The organism is Telluria sp. AC161, assembly GCF_979258535.1.
Genome location: NZ_OZ409861.1, coordinates 3,851,422 through 3,870,934 on the forward strand (window position 1 = coordinate 3,851,422; position 19,513 = coordinate 3,870,934).

The 19,513-nt window shown below is 58.9% G+C and carries 14 protein-coding genes, 1 tRNA gene and 1 pseudogene; 11 read left to right on the forward strand and 5 right to left on the reverse strand.

The annotated features are described in order from the left end of the window. Position 1: 1 nt before the first annotated feature. From hutU to ada, 3 genes are all read right to left on the reverse strand, one after another. Positions 2-1,723, reverse strand: coding sequence for a urocanate hydratase (gene hutU, locus ACZ0AJ_RS17185; protein WP_499455710.1), 1,722 nt, complete (start codon positions 1,721-1,723; stop codon positions 2-4). A gap of 180 nt (positions 1,724-1,903) precedes the next feature. Further along, a complete protein-coding gene (locus ACZ0AJ_RS17190) occupies positions 1,904-3,571 on the reverse strand; it encodes an amidohydrolase (protein WP_499455719.1) in 1,668 nt (555 codons plus the stop codon). Positions 3,572-3,668: 97 nt separating this feature from the next. Further along, positions 3,669-4,778 (reverse strand): bifunctional DNA-binding transcriptional regulator/O6-methylguanine-DNA methyltransferase Ada, encoded by a 1,110-nt coding sequence (gene ada / locus ACZ0AJ_RS17195; protein WP_499455711.1) that lies wholly within the window; start codon positions 4,776-4,778, stop codon positions 3,669-3,671. Positions 4,779-4,908: 130 nt separating this feature from the next. Between ada and hutC the strand changes: the two genes are divergently transcribed. The 11 genes and pseudogenes from hutC to ACZ0AJ_RS17250 all read left to right on the forward strand — a co-directional run bounded on the left by hutC (position 4,909) and on the right by ACZ0AJ_RS17250 (position 16,215). Continuing rightward, complete coding sequence (gene hutC / locus ACZ0AJ_RS17200) at positions 4,909-5,649, forward strand: histidine utilization transcriptional repressor HutC (RefSeq protein WP_499455713.1); 741 nt, start codon at positions 4,909-4,911, stop codon at positions 5,647-5,649. 86 nt (positions 5,650-5,735) lie between these two features. After that, entirely contained in the window at positions 5,736-6,140 is a 405-nt protein-coding gene (locus ACZ0AJ_RS17205; RefSeq protein WP_499455722.1) for a response regulator, read from the forward strand. A gap of 233 nt (positions 6,141-6,373) precedes the next feature. Then, positions 6,374-6,700, forward strand: coding sequence for a thioredoxin TrxA (trxA, locus tag ACZ0AJ_RS17210; RefSeq protein ID WP_183556197.1), 327 nt, complete (start codon positions 6,374-6,376; stop codon positions 6,698-6,700). 148 nt (positions 6,701-6,848) lie between these two features. Next, positions 6,849-8,111 carry a transcription termination factor Rho gene (gene rho, locus ACZ0AJ_RS17215; RefSeq protein ID WP_183556196.1) on the forward strand — a complete coding sequence of 421 codons (1,263 nt, stop codon included), beginning with the start codon at positions 6,849-6,851 and terminating at the stop codon, positions 8,109-8,111. 188 nt (positions 8,112-8,299) lie between these two features. Further along, positions 8,300-8,569, forward strand: a complete 270-nt coding sequence (locus ACZ0AJ_RS17220) for a type B 50S ribosomal protein L31 (protein ID WP_183556195.1) — start codon at positions 8,300-8,302, stop codon at positions 8,567-8,569. Positions 8,570-8,709: 140 nt separating this feature from the next. Next, complete coding sequence (locus ACZ0AJ_RS17225; protein WP_499455725.1) at positions 8,710-10,428, forward strand: ArnT family glycosyltransferase; 1,719 nt, start codon at positions 8,710-8,712, stop codon at positions 10,426-10,428. A 265-nt stretch (positions 10,429-10,693) separates the two neighbouring features. Beyond that, positions 10,694-11,161 (forward strand): hypothetical protein, encoded by a 468-nt coding sequence (locus ACZ0AJ_RS17230; RefSeq protein WP_499455727.1) that lies wholly within the window; start codon positions 10,694-10,696, stop codon positions 11,159-11,161. Between the two features lie 110 nt (positions 11,162-11,271). Further along, positions 11,272-11,356, forward strand: a tRNA-Leu gene (locus ACZ0AJ_RS17235). A 1,297-nt stretch (positions 11,357-12,653) separates the two neighbouring features. Then, positions 12,654-14,087 (forward strand): DUF8370 family protein, encoded by a 1,434-nt coding sequence (locus ACZ0AJ_RS17240; protein WP_499455729.1) that lies wholly within the window; start codon positions 12,654-12,656, stop codon positions 14,085-14,087. 37 nt (positions 14,088-14,124) lie between these two features. Continuing rightward, positions 14,125-14,451, forward strand: a pseudogene (locus tag ACZ0AJ_RS17245) (translation initiation factor IF-2 associated domain-containing protein); the annotation flags it as partial. Positions 14,452-14,538: 87 nt separating this feature from the next. Further along, complete coding sequence (locus ACZ0AJ_RS17250; protein ID WP_499456807.1) at positions 14,539-16,215, forward strand: ATP-dependent nuclease; 1,677 nt, start codon at positions 14,539-14,541, stop codon at positions 16,213-16,215. Between the two features lie 448 nt (positions 16,216-16,663). Here the strand turns inward: ACZ0AJ_RS17250 and ACZ0AJ_RS17255 are convergent, their stop codons facing one another. Together ACZ0AJ_RS17255 and ACZ0AJ_RS17260 are read right to left on the reverse strand one after the other, a co-directional pair. After that, positions 16,664-17,932 carry a sensor histidine kinase gene (locus ACZ0AJ_RS17255; protein WP_499455720.1) on the reverse strand — a complete coding sequence of 423 codons (1,269 nt, stop codon included), beginning with the start codon at positions 17,930-17,932 and terminating at the stop codon, positions 16,664-16,666. Then, positions 17,929-19,482, reverse strand: a complete 1,554-nt coding sequence (locus ACZ0AJ_RS17260; RefSeq protein ID WP_499455731.1) for an ATPase domain-containing protein — start codon at positions 19,480-19,482, stop codon at positions 17,929-17,931. Before ACZ0AJ_RS17260 ends, ACZ0AJ_RS17255 begins: the two co-directional genes overlap by 4 nt. Between the last annotated feature and the right edge of the window lie 31 nt (positions 19,483-19,513).

Below are 19,513 nucleotides of genomic sequence, written 5' to 3' on the forward strand. Positions count from 1 at the left end.
TTTATTTGATCATCGGAAGATTGAGGCCATTGCGCCGGGCGCAGTCGATGGCGGTGTCGTAGCCGGCGTCGGCGTGGCGCATGACGCCCGAGCCACAGTCGTTGACCAGCACCCGCGCCAGGCGTTTTGCGGCGGCGTCGGTGCCGTCGGCGACGATGACGACGCCCGAGTGCTGCGAATAGCCCATGCCCACGCCGCCGCCATGGTGCAGGGAGACCCAGGTCGCGCCGCCCGCTGTATTGAGTAAGGCGTTCAGCAGCGGCCAGTCGGATACGGCATCGGTCCCGTCGCGCATCGCTTCGGTTTCGCGATTCGGGCTGGCGACCGAGCCGGTGTCGAGGTGGTCGCGCCCGATGACGATCGGCGCCTTCAGTTCGCCCGTGCGCACCATCTCGTTGAACGCGAGGCCCGCCAGATGGCGCTCGCCCAGGCCCAGCCAGCAGATGCGCGCCGGCAGGCCCTGGAACGCGATGCGGTCGCGCGCCATGTCGAGCCAGCGGTGCACGCGCGCGTCGTGCGGGAACAGCTCCTTGATTTTGGCGTCCGTTTTGTAGATGTCTTCGGGGTCGCCCGACAGCGCCACCCAGCGAAACGGCCCGCGCCCTTCGCAGAACTGCGGCCGGATATACGCCGGCACAAAGCCAGGGAAATCGAACGCATCCTGCACGCCTTCATCCTTGGCCACCTGGCGGATATTGTTGCCATAGTCGACCGCGTGGCAGCCCATCGCCTTGAAGTCGAGGATGGCGCGCACGTGCTGCGCGCAGGATGCCGCCGCGTCGCGCGTCAGGCGCGCGTGCTGCGCCGGGTCGCGCTGCGCGGCCTGCCATTCGGCCACGCTCCAGCCGCTTGGCAGGTAGCCGTTGATCAGGTCATGGGCCGAGGTCTGGTCGGTCACCAGGTCGGGCTTGATGCCGCCGGCCCGGGCGCGCCGTACGAGCTCCGGCAGCACGTCGGCGGCATTGCCAAGCAGGCCAATGGAGACGGCCTCGCGCTGCGCTGTGTGCTGCTGCACCATTGCCAGCGCCTCGTCGATGTCGCGCGCCTGCTTGTCGAGGTAACGCGTGCGCAGCCGAAAATCGATGCTGCTTTGCTGGCACTCCACGGTGAGCGACACAGCGCCGGCGAAGCTCGCGGCCAGCGGCTGCGCGCCGCCCATGCCGCCCAGGCCCGCCGTCAGGATCCAGCGACCCAGCATATCGCCGCCAAAGTGCTGGCGCCCTGCTTCGGCAAAGGTTTCGTAGGTGCCCTGCACGATGCCCTGCGTGCCGATATAGATCCAGCTGCCGGCCGTCATCTGGCCATACATGAACAGGCCACGGCGATCCAGCTCGTTGAAGTGGGCCCAGTCGGCCCATTTCGGCACCAGGTTGGAGTTTGCGAGCAGCACGCGTGGCGCGTCCGGGTGGGTCTGGAATACGCCGACCGGCTTGCCGGACTGGATCAGGAGGGTCTGGTCGTCGTCGAGCTCGCGCAGGCTGGCCAGGATCTGGTCGTAGCAGGCCCAGTTGCGGGCTGCACGGCCGATGCCACCATAGACGACGAGGCGCTGCGGGTTTTCCGCGACCTCGGCGTCCAGGTTATTTTGAATCATGCGGTAGGCCGCTTCGGTCAGCCAGCTCTTGCAACTGAGCGTGGTGCCGCGCGGGGCCTGGATCACGCGCGAGGGGTCGAAGCGGGGATCGTCGCGTGAATCGTCGATGAGACTGGCATCTTGGGACATGGCGGCTCCTTCGGGTCAGGGATGGGAATCCGCGTGCTTGCCGGATGATTTGGCTGCCAACCATCACCGCGTGGACGGAAATCCGACCACCCTACGAATGGGTTGGCGCCAACCGTCCCCGCGTGAACGCAGAATGCGTTCACCGTACCTCATTCAGGTTGTCTATACAACCCCGCCGGATTACTTTTTGAAGACCTGCTTGCCTGCCACCCACGTTTCGAGCACGCCGGTCTTGTGGATGTCGTACGTCGGCATCTTGAACAGGTCCTGGTCGATGATGATGAAGTCGGCCAGCTTGCCGGCTTCGAGCGAGCCGAGGCTGTCTTCGCGGTGCCCGGCGTAGGCAGCGTCGAGCGTGAAGCAGCGGAACGCCTCTTTCAGCGACATCGCCTGGTTCGGGTACCAGCCGGCCACCGGCTGGCCCTGCGCATCCTGGCGCGTGACGGCAGCGTGCAGGCCGAAGAACGGGTTTGGCGCTTCGACCGGGAAGTCCGAGCCGCAGGCGATGCGCGAACCCTGGTGCAGGAAGGTGCGCCAGGCATACGCGCCCTTGATGCGCTCGGGACCGACGCGGGTCTCGGCCATGTTTTTATCCGACGTCGCGTGGGTGGGCTGCATCGACGGGATGATGCCGATCGACTTGAAGCGCGGGATGTCGCCCGGCTGCACGACCTGCGCATGCTCGATGCGGTGACGCTGCGCGCTGCTCTTGGTTGCCGAGACTTCTTTCTGGTAGATGTCGAGGATCTGCTTGTTGCCGGCGTCGCCGATCGCATGCACATTGACCTGGTAACCGCGGCGCATCGCCTTCGTCATCATGGTGTCCATCTGCCCGCTCTTGAAGAACAGCAGGCCGTGCGAATGCGCATCATCGCTGTACGGCTTGATCAGCGCCGCGCCGCGGCTGCCCAGCGCGCCGTCCGAATATAACTTGACGGCGCGCAGTGCGTACATGCCGTTGCCGTAGTCGTTCAGCGGGCCGTTCTTGGCCAGCACATCGAAGTCCGCGCCGGCGCCGCCGATCATGCCGTATACGCGCGTCGTCAGCTTGCCCGCATCGGCATAAGCGCGGTACAGGCGGTCCTGGGTCACGTCCACGCCGGCGTCGTGCACGCTGGTCAGGCCCACGCGCGCCAGTTCGCTCAGGGCGCGGTCGAGGATCGTGCGCGATTCGGCCTCGGTCTGCGGCGGCAGCACCTTGGTCAGCAAATCCTGCGCGGTATCGACCAGGACGCCGGTGGCTTCGCCATTGGCGTCACGCACGATCTTGCCGCCGACCGGATCCGGCGTGGCTTTCGTGATGCCAGCCAGCGCCAGTGCGCGGCTGTTGGCCCAGCCGGCGTGGCCGTCGACGCGTTCGAGCCACACCGGCCGGTCGCTGACGACGGCGTCGAGTTCGGCGGCAGTGGGGAAGCGTCCCAGCTTCCAGTTTTCCTGGTTCCAGCCACGCCCGCGCAGCCACGGGTGCCCAGGATTGGCGCCTGCGTACTCGCCGATCGACTTCAGTGCGCCGGCCAGCGACGTGCTGTTGAACAGGTCGAGCTGCGTCAGTTGCTGGCCCAGGCCGAACACGTGGCCGTGGGCGTCGATCAGGCCGGGCAGCAGCGTGCGGCCACCCATGTCGATGCGTTTGGCCTGCGGCGCCTTGGCCGCGACATCCGCGCTGGCGCCCACGGCGATGATGCGGCCCGCGTCGTCAAAGGCGAGCGCGGTGAACTGCACCAGGTCGCCCTTGGTGTTGAGGGTATAGCCGTTGGCGTTGTCGATCAGGGTCGCGGCGTGGGCTGGCAAGCTGCCGGCAACGGCCAGGACGATCAGGGAACACAGGGGGGTCAAGCGGGCGCGCATGCGTGGTTTTCTCCGTTGGTTGGGATCCCGCGCCTCGTGGGCGCAGCTCGGCAGAGTGTATCGAAATTTGCATGCCCGGCATAGCACCGGCGTCCGTTCAATCCGGGTTGGATGCAACCTGCTCTTGTTCGCGTTCGAGCAGCGTGCGCTTGCGCTCGATCCCCCACCGATAACCCGACAGCGCGCCGCCCGTGCGCACCACGCGGTGGCAGGGAATCGCCACTGCCACCGGGTTGGCGGCGCAAGCCCCGGCCACGGCGCGCGCGCCGCCGGCCACGCCGACGATGGCGGCCAGCTCGGCGTAGCTGACCGTGCGGCCAGCCGGGATGCTGCGCAGCGCCTGCCACACGCGCTGCTGGAATGCGGTGCCGCGCACGTCCAGTGGCAACTCGAAACCGATGCGCGGCGCTTCGACCAGCGCGACGACCTGCGCCACGGTCTGCCCGAACGCAGCGTCGGCGCCTTCGAGTACGGCCTGCGGAAAGCGCGCCTGCAGATCGTCCAGCAGCGGCGCGGGCGCGTCGCCGATCAGGATCGCGCAGATCCCCCGCTCGGTCGCCGCCACCAGGATCGCGCCTAGTGAGCACTGCCCGATGGCGAAGCGGATCGTCTCGCCGCGCCCGCCGGCCCGGTAGTGCGCCGGCGCCATGCCCAGCACCGCCTGCGCGCCCGCATAGAAGCGCGTGCTGGAACCGTAGCCGGCGTCGAACAGCGCATCGAGCACCGGCGCGCCCTGCGCCAGCCCGCGCCGTACGCGCTCGCCGCGCCGCGCGGCCGCATACGCTTTCGGCGTGATCCCCGTCTGCGCCTTGAACACACGGTGAAAGTGAAAGCGGCTCATGCCAGCGGCCTGCGCCAGGCTGTCGAGGTCCGGCGCTTCGTCGGCGGCATCGATCAGGCGGCACACCCGCGCAACGGCGTCGCGCTGGCGCTCGGCGAGCGGCGGCAAGTGCGGCGCGCAGCGCAGGCAGGGTCGAAAGCCGGCAGCTTCGGCGGCATTTGGGTCCGCATGAAAGGCCACGTTGGCGCGCCGCGCCGCGCGCGATGGGCACGACGGCCGGCAATACACGCCGGTAGTGCGTACCGAATACACGAAGCAGCCGTCGAAGGCCGGGTCGCGCCCCTGCACGGCGGCCCAGCGCAGATCGGCGCTGTCGGCGCTGGCGTCGGCGTCGGCATTGGCATCGGTGGGAATGGTCATGTTCATGTTCATCTCCATGGGTCAGGCGGCAAGCCTATCGTAGCCCCATGCCTGGTGCTATGCACGCCGGGTCTTGCTTTCGAATCGAATGCTAAAATCGCAGCTGGTCAGACAGGCCGTCACTTCGGAGAACCGCTTGGACCCAAGGACCACACACGATCCCCTGCAAGACAGCCCCCCGGACAAAGCACCCATTTTCCGGCAAATCAAGGATTACCTGGTCGGCGAAATCGCGACCGGGCGCTGGAAGGAAGGCGACCTGGTGCCGTCCGAACAGGCGCTGGTGCGCCTGTTCGGCGTCTCGCGCATGACGGTCAACCGCGCCGTGCGCGAGCTCACCGCCGAACAGGTCCTGGTGCGGCGCCAGGGCTCGGGCACGTATGTCGCGCCGCAGAAGTACCAGGCCACGCTGGTCGAGATCCGCAATATCGCCGACGAGATCCGCGAACGCGGCAAGCAGCACACCAGCCGCGTGCTGGTGCTGGCAGCCGGCGTGGCGGACGATGGACTGGCCGCCGAATTCGCACTCGAGACGGGCAGCACGCTGTACCACTCGCTGATCGTCCACTTCGAGAACGACGTGCCGATCCAGTTTGAAGACCGCTGGGTGAATCCGGCCTGCGCCCCGGCTTACCTGGAACAGGATTTTTCCAGCATCACGCCCAATGAACACCTGATGGTGAGCGCGCCGCTGCAAGGCGCGACCTATACCATCGAGGCCCTGCCGGCAGCGGGCGACCCGGCCACGCATCTTGGCATCGCGCCCGGCGCGCCGTGCCTGGTGCTGCATCGGCGCACGACGTCGGCCGGCCGGATCGCCTCGGTGGTCACGATGTGGCATCCGGGCCACCTGACCCGCTTCACGGGCAGCGTATAACGATTAATTATGCGAACAGACAATAAACCATGCCACACTCTGGCCAACTGGCGGACCAGCCATCACCTTCCCCGTCAGGTATGACCATGCCATCGCCAGCGGCCAACGCGCCCATCCCTGAAGCGCCCCTGCACGTACTGGTGCTCGACGACGATCCGCTGCTGCTGGACGTGATGCGGGAAATGCTCGCCGTATGCGGAGTGAGCAACATCGCGCTCGAAACGCAGGCATGCAGTGCGCTGCAGCGCCTCGACCAATCGATGCCAGATGTCGTGATCTGCGACCTGATGATGCCGGAAATGGATGGCATCGAGTTCCTCCAGGCTGCAGCGGCGCAAGGGTATCAGGGCAAGGTGATCCTGATGTCGGCGCTCGAAGACGGCGTGCGCGAAGCGGCTGGCGAACTGGCGCGTGCACTGGGGCTGCAAGTCGTCGGTTCATTTCGCAAGCCGCTCGAACAAAACCAGTTGCGCGCCGCGCTGGCCTGTTGAATTTTTGTACAACCGGCTAAACACTTTTCAAAAAAATGCGGTATTATTCGGCTCATTCCCCGCCTGACACCCTCTAGCCGTTCTTCCAATATTGAAATTCGCACACAGTGCCTCCACCATTGTGTAGTAACAATATTAAGCAACACAGGAAGATACCCGGTAGCCGGTCGAGACGTTCCGCATGTCCTGTCTCAAGGCGTTAATCACAGTTACTACCTCTTATCGAGGAAACCATGAGCGAAAACATCAAACACATCAGCGATGCATCCTTTGAATCCGACGTGCTCAAATCCGAGCTGCCGGTGCTGGTCGATTTCTGGGCCGAGTGGTGCGGTCCTTGCAAGATGATTGCCCCGATCCTCGAAGAAGTCGCCAAGGAATACGGCGGCAAGATCACGATCGCCAAGATGGACGTCGACGCGAACCAGGCTGTTCCAGCCCAGTTCGGCATCCGCGGCATCCCGACCCTGATCCTGTTCAAGAATGGCGAAGTCGCTGCGCAGAAAGTCGGCGCACTGGCAAAAGGCCAATTGACCGCATTCATCGACAGCAACATCTGATTCAGCTGATACAATAAGCGGCGACGACGCGCCCGCGTCATCGCCTCCCGGCCGGGAGGGCCCACGGCTCATTGCCACCTTCCCGCCTTGATTAACCCACGCAGTTCCCTCCCCTACCTTTTTTACCCGTCACGGGTTACCCAAACACATGCATTTATCTGAACTGAAGGCGATGCACGTTTCCGCGCTGCTGGAAATGGCAATCGGCCTCGATATCGACAACGCAGCCCGCCTGCGCAAACAGGAATTGATGTTCGCAATCCTGAAGAAGCGCGCAAAAGGCGGTGAGCAGATCTTCGGCGACGGCGCTCTGGAAGTGCTGCCGGACGGTTTCGGTTTCCTGCGCTCGCCTGATGCGAGCTATATGGCCTCGACCGACGACATTTATATCTCCCCGTCGCAGATCCGTCGTTTCAACTTGCATACGGGTGACTCGATCGAAGGCGAAGTGCGTACGCCAAAAGACGGCGAACGCTATTTCGCGCTGGTCAAGGTCGACAAGGTCAATGGCGAATCGCCGGAAGCCTCGAAGCACCGCATCCTGTTCGAGAACCTGACGCCGCTGCACCCGAACGAGCCGCTGCGTCTCGAGCGCGACATGAACGGCGCCGAAAACATCACCGGCCGCATCGTCGACCTGATTTCGCCGATCGGCAAGGGCCAGCGCGGCCTGCTGGTGGCGTCGCCGAAGTCCGGCAAATCGGTCATGCTGCAGCACATCGCGCATGCGATCACGGCCAATCACCCCGACGTCACGCTGATCGTTCTGCTGATCGACGAACGTCCGGAAGAAGTGACCGAGATGCAGCGTTCGGTGCGCGGCGAAGTCGTCGCCTCGACCTTCGACGAACCAGCAACCCGCCACGTGCAGGTTGCCGAGATGGTGCTGGAAAAAGCCAAGCGCCTGGTCGAAATGAAGAAGGACGTCGTGATCCTGCTGGACTCGATCACCCGCCTGGCGCGCGCCTACAACACCGTGATTCCTGCCTCGGGCAAGGTCCTGACCGGTGGTGTCGACGCCAACGCGCTGCAGCGTCCGAAGCGCTTCTTCGGCGCAGCCCGTAATATCGAAGAAGGCGGCTCGCTGACCATCATCGCGACCGCGCTGATCGAAACCGGTTCGCGCATGGATGACGTGATCTTTGAAGAATTCAAGGGCACGGGCAATATGGAAGTGCACCTCGAGCGCCGCCTGGCCGAAAAGCGTGTCTATCCGTCGATCAACCTGAACAAATCGGGCACCCGTCGCGAAGAACTGCTGATCAAGCCGGACCAGCTGCAGAAAATCTGGATCCTGCGCAAGCTCCTGTACTCGATGGACGAGATCGAAGCGATGGAGTTCATCCTCGACAAGATGCGCGCCACGAAGAACAATGTGGAGTTCTTCGACATGATGCGCCGCGGCGGCTAAGCCACTGCAACGCATCACGCGCAAAGGCAGCCTTCGGGCTGCCTTTTTTGTTGGGCATTGCCGGAAGCTGAAAACCTATTTATAATCGCCGGTTCTGCCCAACCCTGGCAAGTGATCGGCAATCGGGTCAAGAAGCGAGACGACCGACGAAGTGCTGTTTGGCTACCAACTCTATAGAAAGCAAGACCATGAAGACCGAAACTCACCCAGAATACCGCGACGTCGTGTTCCATGACGTGTCGTGCGACTTCAAGTTCATCACGCGCTCGACCATCAACACCCGCGACAAGATCGAACACGAAGGCAAAGAATACCCACTGGTCAAGATCGAGGTGTCGGCTGAATCGCACCCGTTCTTCACCGGCAAGCACAAGATCGTCGACACCGCCGGCCGCGTCGAGAAGTTCCGCCAGAAATTCGGCGCAGTTGGTTCGAAGACCTCGGTCGCCAACGGCTAATTGCCGATGTAATACCGTCAAAGCCTTCACCGGCTTTGGCCAGACAGCCGGCTTTGCCGGCTTCAAAAAAGAAGCCGCTTACCCGGCTTCTTTTTTTTCGCGGCTATACTACGCGCTCATTTCCGCCATCAGACTTATCGATGAAACCAGTCCGTCTTCCCGCCGCCGCCACCCTGGCACTGCCCCGCTGGGCCCTGCTTGCGCTGGGCCTGTTCTACATCCTGCCAGGCCTGATCGGCCGCGACCTGTGGAAGGAAGACGCCGCCAGCTTCGGCATCATGTGGACGATGGCGCATGGCACGCTGGCCGACTGGCTGTATCCGAACATTGCCGGGCTTGCCAGCGTCGATGAAGGACCGCTCGCATTCTGGCTCGGCGCCGTGTGCATCAAGCTGTTCGGCTGGCTGCTGGGCGACGTGCTGGCTGCACGTGTCTCGACCGTCGGCATCTTCGTGCTGGGCACGATGTCGCTCTGGTACACCGCCTTTCACCTGGGCCGCCGCGCCGAAGCGCAGCCGCTGCGCCTGGCCTTCGGCGGCCAGCCCGAACCGGACGACTATGGCCGCACGCTGGGCGATACCGCCGTCCTGATCTACCTCGGCAGCCTGGGCCTGCTGCTGCAAAGCCACCTGACGCTCGCAGCGACGCTCCAGGGCGCCCTGCTCGCCTTCTTCCTGTACCGCGCCGTGCGCTACGTCGAGCTCGCCGGCACGCGCAACGCGGTACTGGTGGGCATCGCCCTTGGCGCGCTGACGCTCACGCAAGGCTTCCTGCCGCCGCTGGTACTGCTCGTGGCACTGTTTGCCTGCACCCGCTACCTCGAGCTGCCCACGCCACGCGCGCTGCGCGACCTGGCCGTTGCCGCCGGTGTCGGCTTCGCCATCACGCTGATCTGGATTGTACCCGCCACGGTATTGCAACCCTACGGCCTGTCGCCCGTCGCTGACTGGCTCAACTGGAACGCGCACCAGATCGGCCTGCCCGGCTGGCCAGCGCTGAAAGCCTTCTTCCGGATCGGCATCTGGTTCTTCTGGCCAGCCTGGCCATTCGCGCTGTGGGCAGTCTGGGCCTGGCGCCGCCAGCAGATGCTGCACATCGTGCTGCCCGTGTTCTTCTTCCTGGCACTGGTGCTGCAACTGCTGGCCGACCCCGCGCCCGAAAACAGCGACTTCCTGAAAATGCTGCCGCCGCTGGCACTGATGGCCGCTTTTGGTCTGCCAACGATGAAGCGTGGCGCGATCAACGCCATCGACTGGTTCTCGGTGATGGTGCTGACGATGCTGAGCGCGATCATCTGGCTGTTCTGGATCGCCAAGCTGACCGGCTGGCCGGCGCAGCTGGCCAAGAACGCGCTCAAGCTGGTGCCGGGCTTCACGCCCGAAATCGGCGTGGTCACCTTCATCGTTGCGGCCGGCGCCAGCGTCGGCTGGATCATGCTGGTGCACTGGCGCCTGTCGCGCCAGCCGGCGGTGCTGTGGCGCGCCGTGGTGCTGTCCTCCGGCGGCCTGATCCTGCTGTGGGTGCTGTTGATGACGCTGTTCCTGCCCGACCTGAACTACGGCAAAAGCTACGCCGGCGTGGCCCAGCAGATCGCCGCCCGCCTGCCAGCGGATGCCAACTGCATCGCCACCAACGTCGGCGCCGCCCAGCGCGCCTCGCTGGCCTTCTACGGCCGCCTGCCATTCGTCACGCTGGCCGGCGGCAAGTGCGACTACGTGCTGCTGCAAGACAGCCTGCGCAACCGCCGCGACGCGACCCTGCTGCCCAAGTGGAACGTGCGCGACGCGGTGCCGCTGTGGGAAGGCCGGAGGGCATCGGACCGCGACGAACGCTTCCGGCTCTTCCGCCAGAAGCCCTGAGCACTTCCCCCACAAGCCGCACTTCTGTGCGGCTTGTTCGTTCTGGGCCAATGACTGGCTGAAATCCACCTGTGCGCGGCAAGTGTTGTCTTTATGAGAAGCTGGCTTCAACGAATGCGTGTTTGCGCGCAGTCAAACGTCAGCCTCTGAGCGCTCGTCACAATGATCAAGTCGATGACGATTCAAATAATAGTTGGCTGGATATTGCACCAGTTTTCTTGATCGGCGCGAACACGGACTGATGCAGGCAGCCAGGGAGAGCAGCATGAACAGCGTGACATTTTCTGAAATCGAGCGTATCGGGAAACGCCCTGGCTTCCTGCAGCGCATCGATACCTGGCGCCAGTCGCTGCCATGGGCGCTCACATTGCTGGCCGGGTTGCCGCTACTGGTACTGGCCCTGCACCTGATCGATCCCGGCACGCCGATGCCGTTCCTCGTGGTGCCCGCCGTGGTCGGCGGCCTGCTCCCCGTCTGCATGCTGGGCCCCGGCCGCTTTGAAATGCGCAGCCGCGTCGATGCTTGCCAGATGATTGACAGGCTCGACGAAGCGCTGGGGGCGCTTGGCTACCGGCGCACGGCCGCCGACAGCACCAGCATCCGCTACTTCCGCCCACGCCCCTGGCTGCGCGGGCAGGAAGGTGCGATCGATGTCGCAGTGCGCGAGCATGTGCTGGAGATCGTCGGACCGATGGGGAGCTTGCGGTTGTTGCAGCATCGGATGACTTGTTAGCCAGCGTGGCGCTTGCTGTTGGGGTGTCCATATGGCGGCCCTCACAGCGAATTTCGCAGCACACTGGCCAGCTGAGCAATCGATGTGCTAAGATGCCCGCCTGCGATTGGGCCTCTGTGGCGGAATTGGTAGACGCACTTGACTCAAAATCAAGCGCCGTAAGGCGTGCCGGTTCGATTCCGGCCGGAGGCACCACCTACTCGCATCATGCATTCGTATTACGTTAAAAACCCGTTATCTTCTCAGGAAGCGCGGGTTTTTTGCTATCCGGCCTCAGCATTATCATACGCACGCCGTTTAGGGCAGCCACCGGTAACCGAGTCGCAAATTTCCCCTGCGTGGCAAAACATTGGATGTCGGGTCAAAACGCTGGGTCAATAACTTCGGGATCAGGTCTGACATTTAGAGACGAACTCAACGTAGTCAAACCTACTCGTCTCTTAAAAACATTGTTTAGGGAGTCTAGGCTATACGGAATGCACTCATTCAGTTTTGTAGATATGGAAGAACGTCAAATTTAAACCGCGGACTCTGACTTGGCTCGTTCAAAAGTGAGTCTTTTTTCAAATGTCAGACCTGAAAATGATTTTTGTTGTCGGCTCTTAGCTTGACTGAGCGACAGCAGTGGGAATGCGCTTCTGCGCTCGAGCCCCAAACGAAGTTCGTTACCAAGACCGAAGCACTAGCTGTCGCGTGTTTAAGGGCTGCAAGACGACATGCGAACTGTGCACCGGACGGCCACCTTTACCGAGATTGAAGCGTTGATGAAAGTACAACGCCGCTACGTGCTTTGGCGCTGTGCACTTGTGGTCGGGACTGAAAGCGCACCACTATTCGTAACTCGTTACGAATAGTTGACCGGCAAGCCGATCACGCGACAGGCCGCAGCACAGCAACTTGAAAAAGTGCGCAGCGCTCTTTCCAAATCGCGATAAGGTTCTAACCCAGCCGCGAGATGACTAGGTTAGGATTGACTTCTTTTCCTGGCGCTACTAGCCCGAAATTGCTCTAGTCATGCCTCACATCCCTCAGAATCCGCACCAATTCTAGGTGCAGACGACCCCGCACATGACAGGTCCAAATGACCTGACCTGTTTTGGCAAACGCTTCCTCATAGGTCAACCTTACACCGCCTGTTCTGGGTGGCGTAGCGCTTACGCGCCATAGCTCAAAGACATCGCTGTCCTCAAAATAAGCTGACCAAGCACTCAATAAAAGTAATTTTTCGTACCCCAAACGTTCAATTTCTTGACGAAGTTATTTTTTTTAAATTACTATTAGTTACCTACCAAAAAGAAATATTTTCCTCGACGATCGGCCGGCGTCGCTGAGCGATTCTGGATATGAAAGTCCTAGATTGTTCTCTAAAGCGTTGGGGGTAATGTAGAACAACTTTAAGCTGCGGAGCGTCAAACCCTATAGAATGTAAATATTATTAAGATACAATAGTATCTTGATCCATTCAAATTAGAAAAGAAAATATCTTCGAGCGATGGCAAAAGTACAGAACCCCATTTTATTTTCTACTCATTTCGGATTAGAACCAAGTGCCCTAGAAACGGCGGGTTTAATCGATCCATTTCTGAACGTAGATACTCAACTCTTCATCGATCCAACATTATTGGAAAAGTCTTCGAACTCGATAATTAAAGATAAGGCCTTACCTAATTTTAGGAGACACTTCAGCGATTTTTTGCGATTGTTAGTTATTTCTGAGCAAGAAGGTGATGCTGCATGGAGGGCCGCGCAACGCTTACTAGACCTTAGCGAACCTGGCGACAATGGATTAGGATACGGAGGGAGTGGGAGATCGGGAAGCTCTAGACCAAACGAAATCAGAGACAAGATAGTCAGGACTGCGAAAGAGATTATTACGTTAGGAAGCAAAGATCCCGAAATGCTAGGCCTTATGGGTTTCTTCGAAGAAAACGTAGGACCGGATACCATTAGCGACTTTACGACCCGAGTAATTGCAGATCAACTTTCTGAGATCACAGAGATTTTTTGCTTAACTAATAACATTCCAACCAGTGACAAAAATGAAGAAAGTCAGTTTAGCCTTCCATCATTTGATATCGGTGGAGGAAAGAAAAAATATTTTTTACTGGTACCAAGTGACATAGTCCGCGAGTTACCAATCTCAAACGATCCATCTGAAATATACGCAGCAATTTCTTTCAATCAAAAGATACGTGATAAAGTAAATTCATTCCTAGCGCACCCCGAAAAAACAACGGCAGCGGAACGCAAGGAAGCAATTCGCCGAACCGCATTGGAGTCAGTCGATTTATTTAATTCATTTTTAAAGGCAATCAAGGACTACACGCAACCTTATGATCAAAAAGAAGATTCTCTCGGATATCAAAAGCTAAAAGAAGTCCTTCAGTCAGACCTTGATTCATTCAAAATAGGGACAAAGTTCGACTTTTCAGAGGGACCTGAAAAAATCGTCGAACTGGTACATGAAACTATAGGATATTTCAAACATCACGTCGAAAATGGAAATTTATGGGAAGCGCTATGGGAAAATGGGAAACCCAAGAGAGAGAGAGCTTCTCAATTGATCTACTTTGCGATTGCCGACTGTTTTTGCAAGGCGAATAATATTGACATTTCTCCTGAAGCCAATATGGGAGGAGGCCCTATCGATTTCAAATTCAGCAAAGGATATGATGCCAGAGTTCTTGTCGAAATTAAGCGATCAAATGGCACAGTCAAGCATGGATACGAAAAACAACTTGAATTTTATAAGAAAGCAGCAAAAACATTTTTCGGAATTTTTGTGATAATTGATTACGGCGACTTGGGAAATAAATTACTTGCAATTGAAAAAATACGTGCAGACCGTATTGAATCTGGAGAGATCGCTTCCGCTATTGTCGTGATTGATGCCACTCCAAAAAAATCTGCAAGCAAGCGAGAATAGCGGTCAAATTCACTTATTAATACAACATTAAAATATAATGGCTAGTCAAACTGTTGGTCAATTTGCCACCGAACTGAAAATTCCGGCAGACCTGCTTATTACGCAGTTGCGCGCTGCAGGCGTACTGAAGGACAGCATAGCTGATTCGTTATCGCATGACGATAAGAACAAGTTGTTATACCATCTTCGCCAAACCCATGGTGCTGCTTTGGATAAGAAGAAGATCCAAGTCTCGCGAAAAGAGACCAACGAGGTTAAGCAGAGGGATGCAAATGGAAAAGCGAGAACAATCCAAGTTGAAGTTCATAAGAAAAGAACCTTCGTTCCGAGAGAGGCACTAGTTAAAGCTGAGACAATTGTTCCGACCGTTACCGACGTCTCTATCGCCAGCCTGACGCCAGGAACCGAATTCTCAACAGAAAAAACGATTCGATGGAGCAAGGTTGAATCAATTGAAATAGGAAATTTTAAAGCGATTGACAAATTAACATTGCCGCTATCTGATGTCACCATTATGGTCGGACCAAATGGGTCTGGAAAGTCATCAGTGTTGCAAGCAATTCATTGGGCTGCTCGGGCCGCCAGTTATATTGCGCCTCAAAAGCAAACTGAGGTGGTGTCATTTGAGCGACTGGATTACCTACCATCTAGCGAACCACTTATGACAGCACACAAACAAGAACTATCGAGCGATGGCGCAGAACCTACAACAGTCGTAATAAGGCACGTAGCCGCAGCAGGTGCAGTTGGGCAAGCTGCACATATTCGCATCCGGGCTGCTCGCAATCGTGGTGCTATTTCTGTTCAAATTGACGGTGGCAGCGCTGTTACTCCTTTTAAACAGAGAGAAAAGCTTATTACGGCCTATATTCCAGGCTTAGCAGGCCTTGCAGAGAAGGAGGCTTTGCTGGTTCGCCCTCTACTTCGGCGACAGGCATCAGGCGGGGATGCAGGGGGTGTGCTCAGAAATGTGCTTTTCAATATTGGAAGTCGACAGGATGGTGAGGATACCAATCTTGAAGCACTACTTCGTCTCGATAGGCTTAATGAACTTCTTAAGAGCGTCCACCCTAATGTTCACGTTGAAGTTGCATTCAACGATAGGGAAGACATCAATATACAGGCGAGTTTTGATGATGAACGGCTTAGTGGGGCTTGGCGACCGCTGGAGATGGCTGCAACTGGCGTCTTACAAGTGATTCAAATTTTTGCTTATCTTATACTTTTCCGACCTAAATTGTTGCTAGTGGATGAACCAGATGCTCATTTACATCCTGACAAGCAAGAAAGACTTATCGAGGCTCTTGAAGCTGCTGCTTCAGAATTTGATACCCAGATAATTTTGACAACACATAGCCCTCATATTGTTCGAGCTGCATCACCTAATGCTAATTTAGTTTGGATTAAGGAAGGGGCGGTAGTTGAGGAAGATAGTTCCTCCATACGTTCGCTGCTTGGATGGGGAGGATTAGATAAGAAAGTTCTCTTCTTTGTCGAGGATGAGCACGACCAGCATACGCGTGCCCTGCTTCGCCAGTGGCCCAAACTGCAACGGCAAGTTTCTATCTGTCGTTGTTATGGTGTCGATAACCTGCCGCGAAAAGCACTACTTACAGGATTTCTTGACGACAATTCCTTCGGTGTTAAGGTACTAATTCACAGAGACGGCGATTTTATGACGGCCGTTGAAAAGCGCAAGTGGGCTGAGCGATACAAACATGATGGGGTTGAAGTCTGGATTACTGAAAATGCTGATGTTGAGAGCTATTTTTGCCAGCCAAATTATTTAAGTGCTCTTTACGGAATTTCAGAGGCACAGGCTGAAGATATGATTCAAGAGGCAATCAATTTATGTGATGGTGCAAAGAAAAAATTCTGGGAAAAACGAAAAGTAAATCTTCGAGTTCTTAACGAAGATGGGGGTTCTCCAGCGTCAAGTGAGCTTTGGGAACAGGGTCAAGGTACGATTGCTACAGTGCATGGAAAAGCTCTTATAGGGCACCTAAAAAACGTATTAAAAAAAGCTGGACTGAACGAAAAAAAACTTGACAGGCTAACAATTCCAAACGGGGTTGAGCTAGCCACCGAACTAAGGGTTTTATTGGAATCAATGATCAATTTACAGTAGATCACGACACTTAGTTGCCAGCAGTCCGAATCAGAGAACAATGGTGGATGACGACCATTGCTCTGTTGCGAAGAAATTAGGCGCGAGCGAAAAAGCAGGCCGTGCAACTCGCTCAAAGGGTGTTCTGATAAAGCTGCAATAATGCTGCCGAGTAAGCTAGCATTTGTAATTCAATATCATAAAAGGGAGTTACGTATCTGGTTGCATTAAAACAACAGAAAAATATTTCGAACGTGCGCTCAAACTTAGGTACCGAACTGCAGATAGTTATAGATACGGAATCATCTTTTCATCCATAAGTGCATCCATAACTATCCAGAAATCGACAGCCCTCAGTAACTATGCGGGTTTCAAAAGATTTCGCATTCAGGCTGGAGCACCACCTACCTAGCCCACGTATTCGTATCACGCAAAAAACCCGCTGTCTACGCAGAAACGCGGGTTTTCGCTATCTGCCGTCTGGCCCCTCGGGCATCGCCACCCCAGCCCCCCTAACCGGCAACCGAATCGCAAACGTCGCCCCCCGTCCCCTTCCCTCACTACTGACACTGAGCGTCCCCTCATGCAGCTCCACAATCCGCCGCGCGATATACAGGCCCAGTCCCAGTCCGGTCGCATTGTCATGCTGCTGCAGCTTGAACGCGCCAAACACATGCGGCAGATCGTCCGCCTCGATCCCCTGCCCTGAATCCGCGATATCGATCTCGACCCATCCCCCGCTGCGGCGGATACCAATGCGAATCACCCCACCAACCGGCGTAAACTTGACCGCATTGAACAGCAGATTCCAGCACACCTGCTGCAGCCGCTGCCCATCGGCCTCGAAGCGGATATCGGCGCCGTAATCGGCTGGCGTCACCTGCATCAGGATCTGCTTGGCATGCGCGTGCGGCTCCACCGTGGCGATGGCGTCGCGCAGCACCTGCCCCAGCACGATCGGCTTGCGCACGATGGACATCTGCCCGGTCAGCGTGCGCGCAGCGTCGATCAGGTCGTCGACCATGCCGGCCTCCTGGCGCACGTGCACGCGCATGGATTCCAGGCCGCTAACGGCCTTCTCTGGCAAATCGGGAATCGTGCGCAGCATCAGCTCGATGCGCATCGACAGCGCTGACAGCGGCGTGCGCATCTCGTGCGAGACGGTTGCCAGGAACAGCTCGCGCGTGCGGTTCACGCGCGTCAGGTCGTCGATGGTTTCGCGCTGCCGGTCGAGCGTGCCCGAGAGCGTAAGCAGCAGGGTTTCGTAGGTGGCCATGCGCTGCGCCGATACCGGCGCGTCAAGGCGCACCTCGCTCCACAGCAGATGGCCCGACACGCCGATCTGCCGGCCGATGCGCTCGCAGGCCAGCGGTGAGCTGAAATCGGCAAAGCGCCAGCCGAACACCAGCACGCCATACACGTTACCGTGCAAGAGCAGCGGCAACGCGCGCACGCAGAAGCCTTCGCTGAATTCGCTGGCCGCTGGCGTGCCCTGCTGGCAGACGTCGCGCGCCAGGCTGCGCTCGAGCGCCGTGCCGGGGCCATCCTCGGCCCACAGCGTCGACTGCTCGGCGAGGAAGGTCGACATGCGCGACGCGGTCAGCGGCCCGATGCGGCGCACGCCGGCCGCGTCGTAGACGGATGTCACCAGCCCGGTCGCCTCGGTGTACTGGCGCAGCGGCGCGCGCCAGTCGTCCCAGTCGATGGGCGGCTTGTCGGGCAGGTCGACGGTAATCACCGGTCGGTTTCGACCGGCTGGTGCGTCGACTCGGGCAAGGGCTCGCCATTGGCGACGGCTTCCTCGATCATCGGACTCTGGCGCGATGGCGAACGCGACAGCAGACCGTAATACGACGAGAACGGCAGTTGCGGGACGGCCTGGGTATTGCTGTCGCTATCGTCCTTCAGGATCAGGCCGCCCACGTCGATCGTGTACTCGCGCGTCACTTGCAGGTTGCGGCTGCCGCGCACTTTCGGCACGGCCAGCGCGCGGCGCAGCACGGTAGAGATTTCGACGTAATTGAGCAGGATAATGTTGTCGACCAAGTGCGAGCCCTTGAGCTCTTCGCTGATCTGCGATACACCCAGCAGCTCGGGGCTTTCGTAGTTGAACAGCGTCGTGGCCAGCCGGTTCTTGAAGAAGCTCGCCAGCGCGTACAGGTAATCGGCCACTTCGCTGCGGCTGGTCATTTCATACACGGCGATCGAATCGAACACCACGCAGTCGATGCCTTCCTTTTCCACCAGCTTGATGATGCGGTCGAAGTGCACGTCCAGCTCGAGTTCGAGTGGCGACTCGTAATGGATGAACAGGTCGCCCGCATCGACCAGCGCCTGCAGATCAAAGCCCAGGGGCTTGGCGTTGCGCATCAACTGGCGTGCGTGTTCGTCCAGGCTCACCAAGAGCGCCTTGTGGCCGTTCTTGATCGCGTCGCTCAGGAACTGCACGCTGAGCACTGTCTTGCCGGTGCCGGAAATGCCGCTGACCAGCGTCACCGAGCCTTTGTAGATGCCGCCGTCCATCATCTTGTCGATGGCGGGTGAGCCGGTCGACAGGCGTTCTTCCGACGTCGGCTGGTCGGGCGACATGACCGGGCGCGACTGGGCGCGGCGGTACACGTGCACGCCCTGATGCGCCTCGATGCGCATGGTGTGGCTGCCGCCGATGAAATCCTGGCCGCGTGACTTGGCCACCGTCAGGCGGCGATGCACGCGGCGGCGCGATTCCTCGAACGTCAGCGAGATGATGGTGTCGAACACGAAGCGCTCGTGCGCCAGCACGCCGCCGAGCGACGCATCCTTTTCGGCCGTGACCATCGTCGTCACGCCCAGGCGCGTGAGCCCCTCGATCAGCAGGTGCACGTCTTCGCGGAACGGGATGTCGTTGCCTTCGGCGTACAGGCGTAGTGGCGTCAGGCCGTCGATCAGCAGGCGCTTGGCGCCCATCGCCGTCAGTGCGGCCGAAAACGCGCCGTCGCTGCTGCGAAATTCGCTCATCAGCACGGCCGGGCTGGTCTGGATGATCTTGATGCGGCCCTGGTCGATCATGCCCTGCAGGTCCCAGTCGAAGCCGGCGGCGTCGCGCAGCAGCTTGGCCGGGTCGAGCTCGAACGAGACGATGGCGCCCGGCTCGTCGAAATCGACGGCGCCGCGGTAAATGAAGCCCAGGCCCAGCGTCGTCTTGCCCGCACCGGGCGGCCCTTCGACGAGCAGGTTGTTATTGCGTGGGATGCCACCGTGCAGGATCTCGTCCAGCCCCACAATCCCCGTCCTCACCAACGCGCTCATGAACTCACCTTTTTTGCAGAATGAACCAGCT

Excerpts from the sequence above, each read along its gene's own strand:
- ACZ0AJ_RS17220 (WP_183556195.1), top strand. The coding sequence starts at position 8,300 with ATGAAGACCGAAACTCACCCAGAATACCGCGACGTCGTGTTCCATGAC.
- ACZ0AJ_RS17240 (WP_499455729.1), top strand. The coding sequence starts at position 12,654 with ATGGCAAAAGTACAGAACCCCATTTTATTTTCTACTCATTTCGGATTA.
- ACZ0AJ_RS17190 (WP_499455719.1), bottom strand. The coding sequence starts at position 3,571 with ATGCGCGCCCGCTTGACCCCCCTGTGTTCCCTGATCGTCCTGGCCGTT.
- ACZ0AJ_RS17225 (WP_499455725.1), top strand. The coding sequence starts at position 8,710 with ATGAAACCAGTCCGTCTTCCCGCCGCCGCCACCCTGGCACTGCCCCGC.
- ada (WP_499455711.1), bottom strand. The coding sequence starts at position 4,778 with ATGAACATGACCATTCCCACCGATGCCAATGCCGACGCCGACGCCAGC.
- ACZ0AJ_RS17230 (WP_499455727.1), top strand. The coding sequence starts at position 10,694 with ATGAACAGCGTGACATTTTCTGAAATCGAGCGTATCGGGAAACGCCCT.
- ACZ0AJ_RS17260 (WP_499455731.1), bottom strand. The coding sequence starts at position 19,482 with ATGAGCGCGTTGGTGAGGACGGGGATTGTGGGGCTGGACGAGATCCTG.
- trxA (WP_183556197.1), top strand. The coding sequence starts at position 6,374 with ATGAGCGAAAACATCAAACACATCAGCGATGCATCCTTTGAATCCGAC.
- rho (WP_183556196.1), top strand. The coding sequence starts at position 6,849 with ATGCATTTATCTGAACTGAAGGCGATGCACGTTTCCGCGCTGCTGGAA.
- ACZ0AJ_RS17205 (WP_499455722.1), top strand. The coding sequence starts at position 5,736 with ATGCCATCGCCAGCGGCCAACGCGCCCATCCCTGAAGCGCCCCTGCAC.
- hutU (WP_499455710.1), bottom strand. The coding sequence starts at position 1,723 with ATGTCCCAAGATGCCAGTCTCATCGACGATTCACGCGACGATCCCCGC.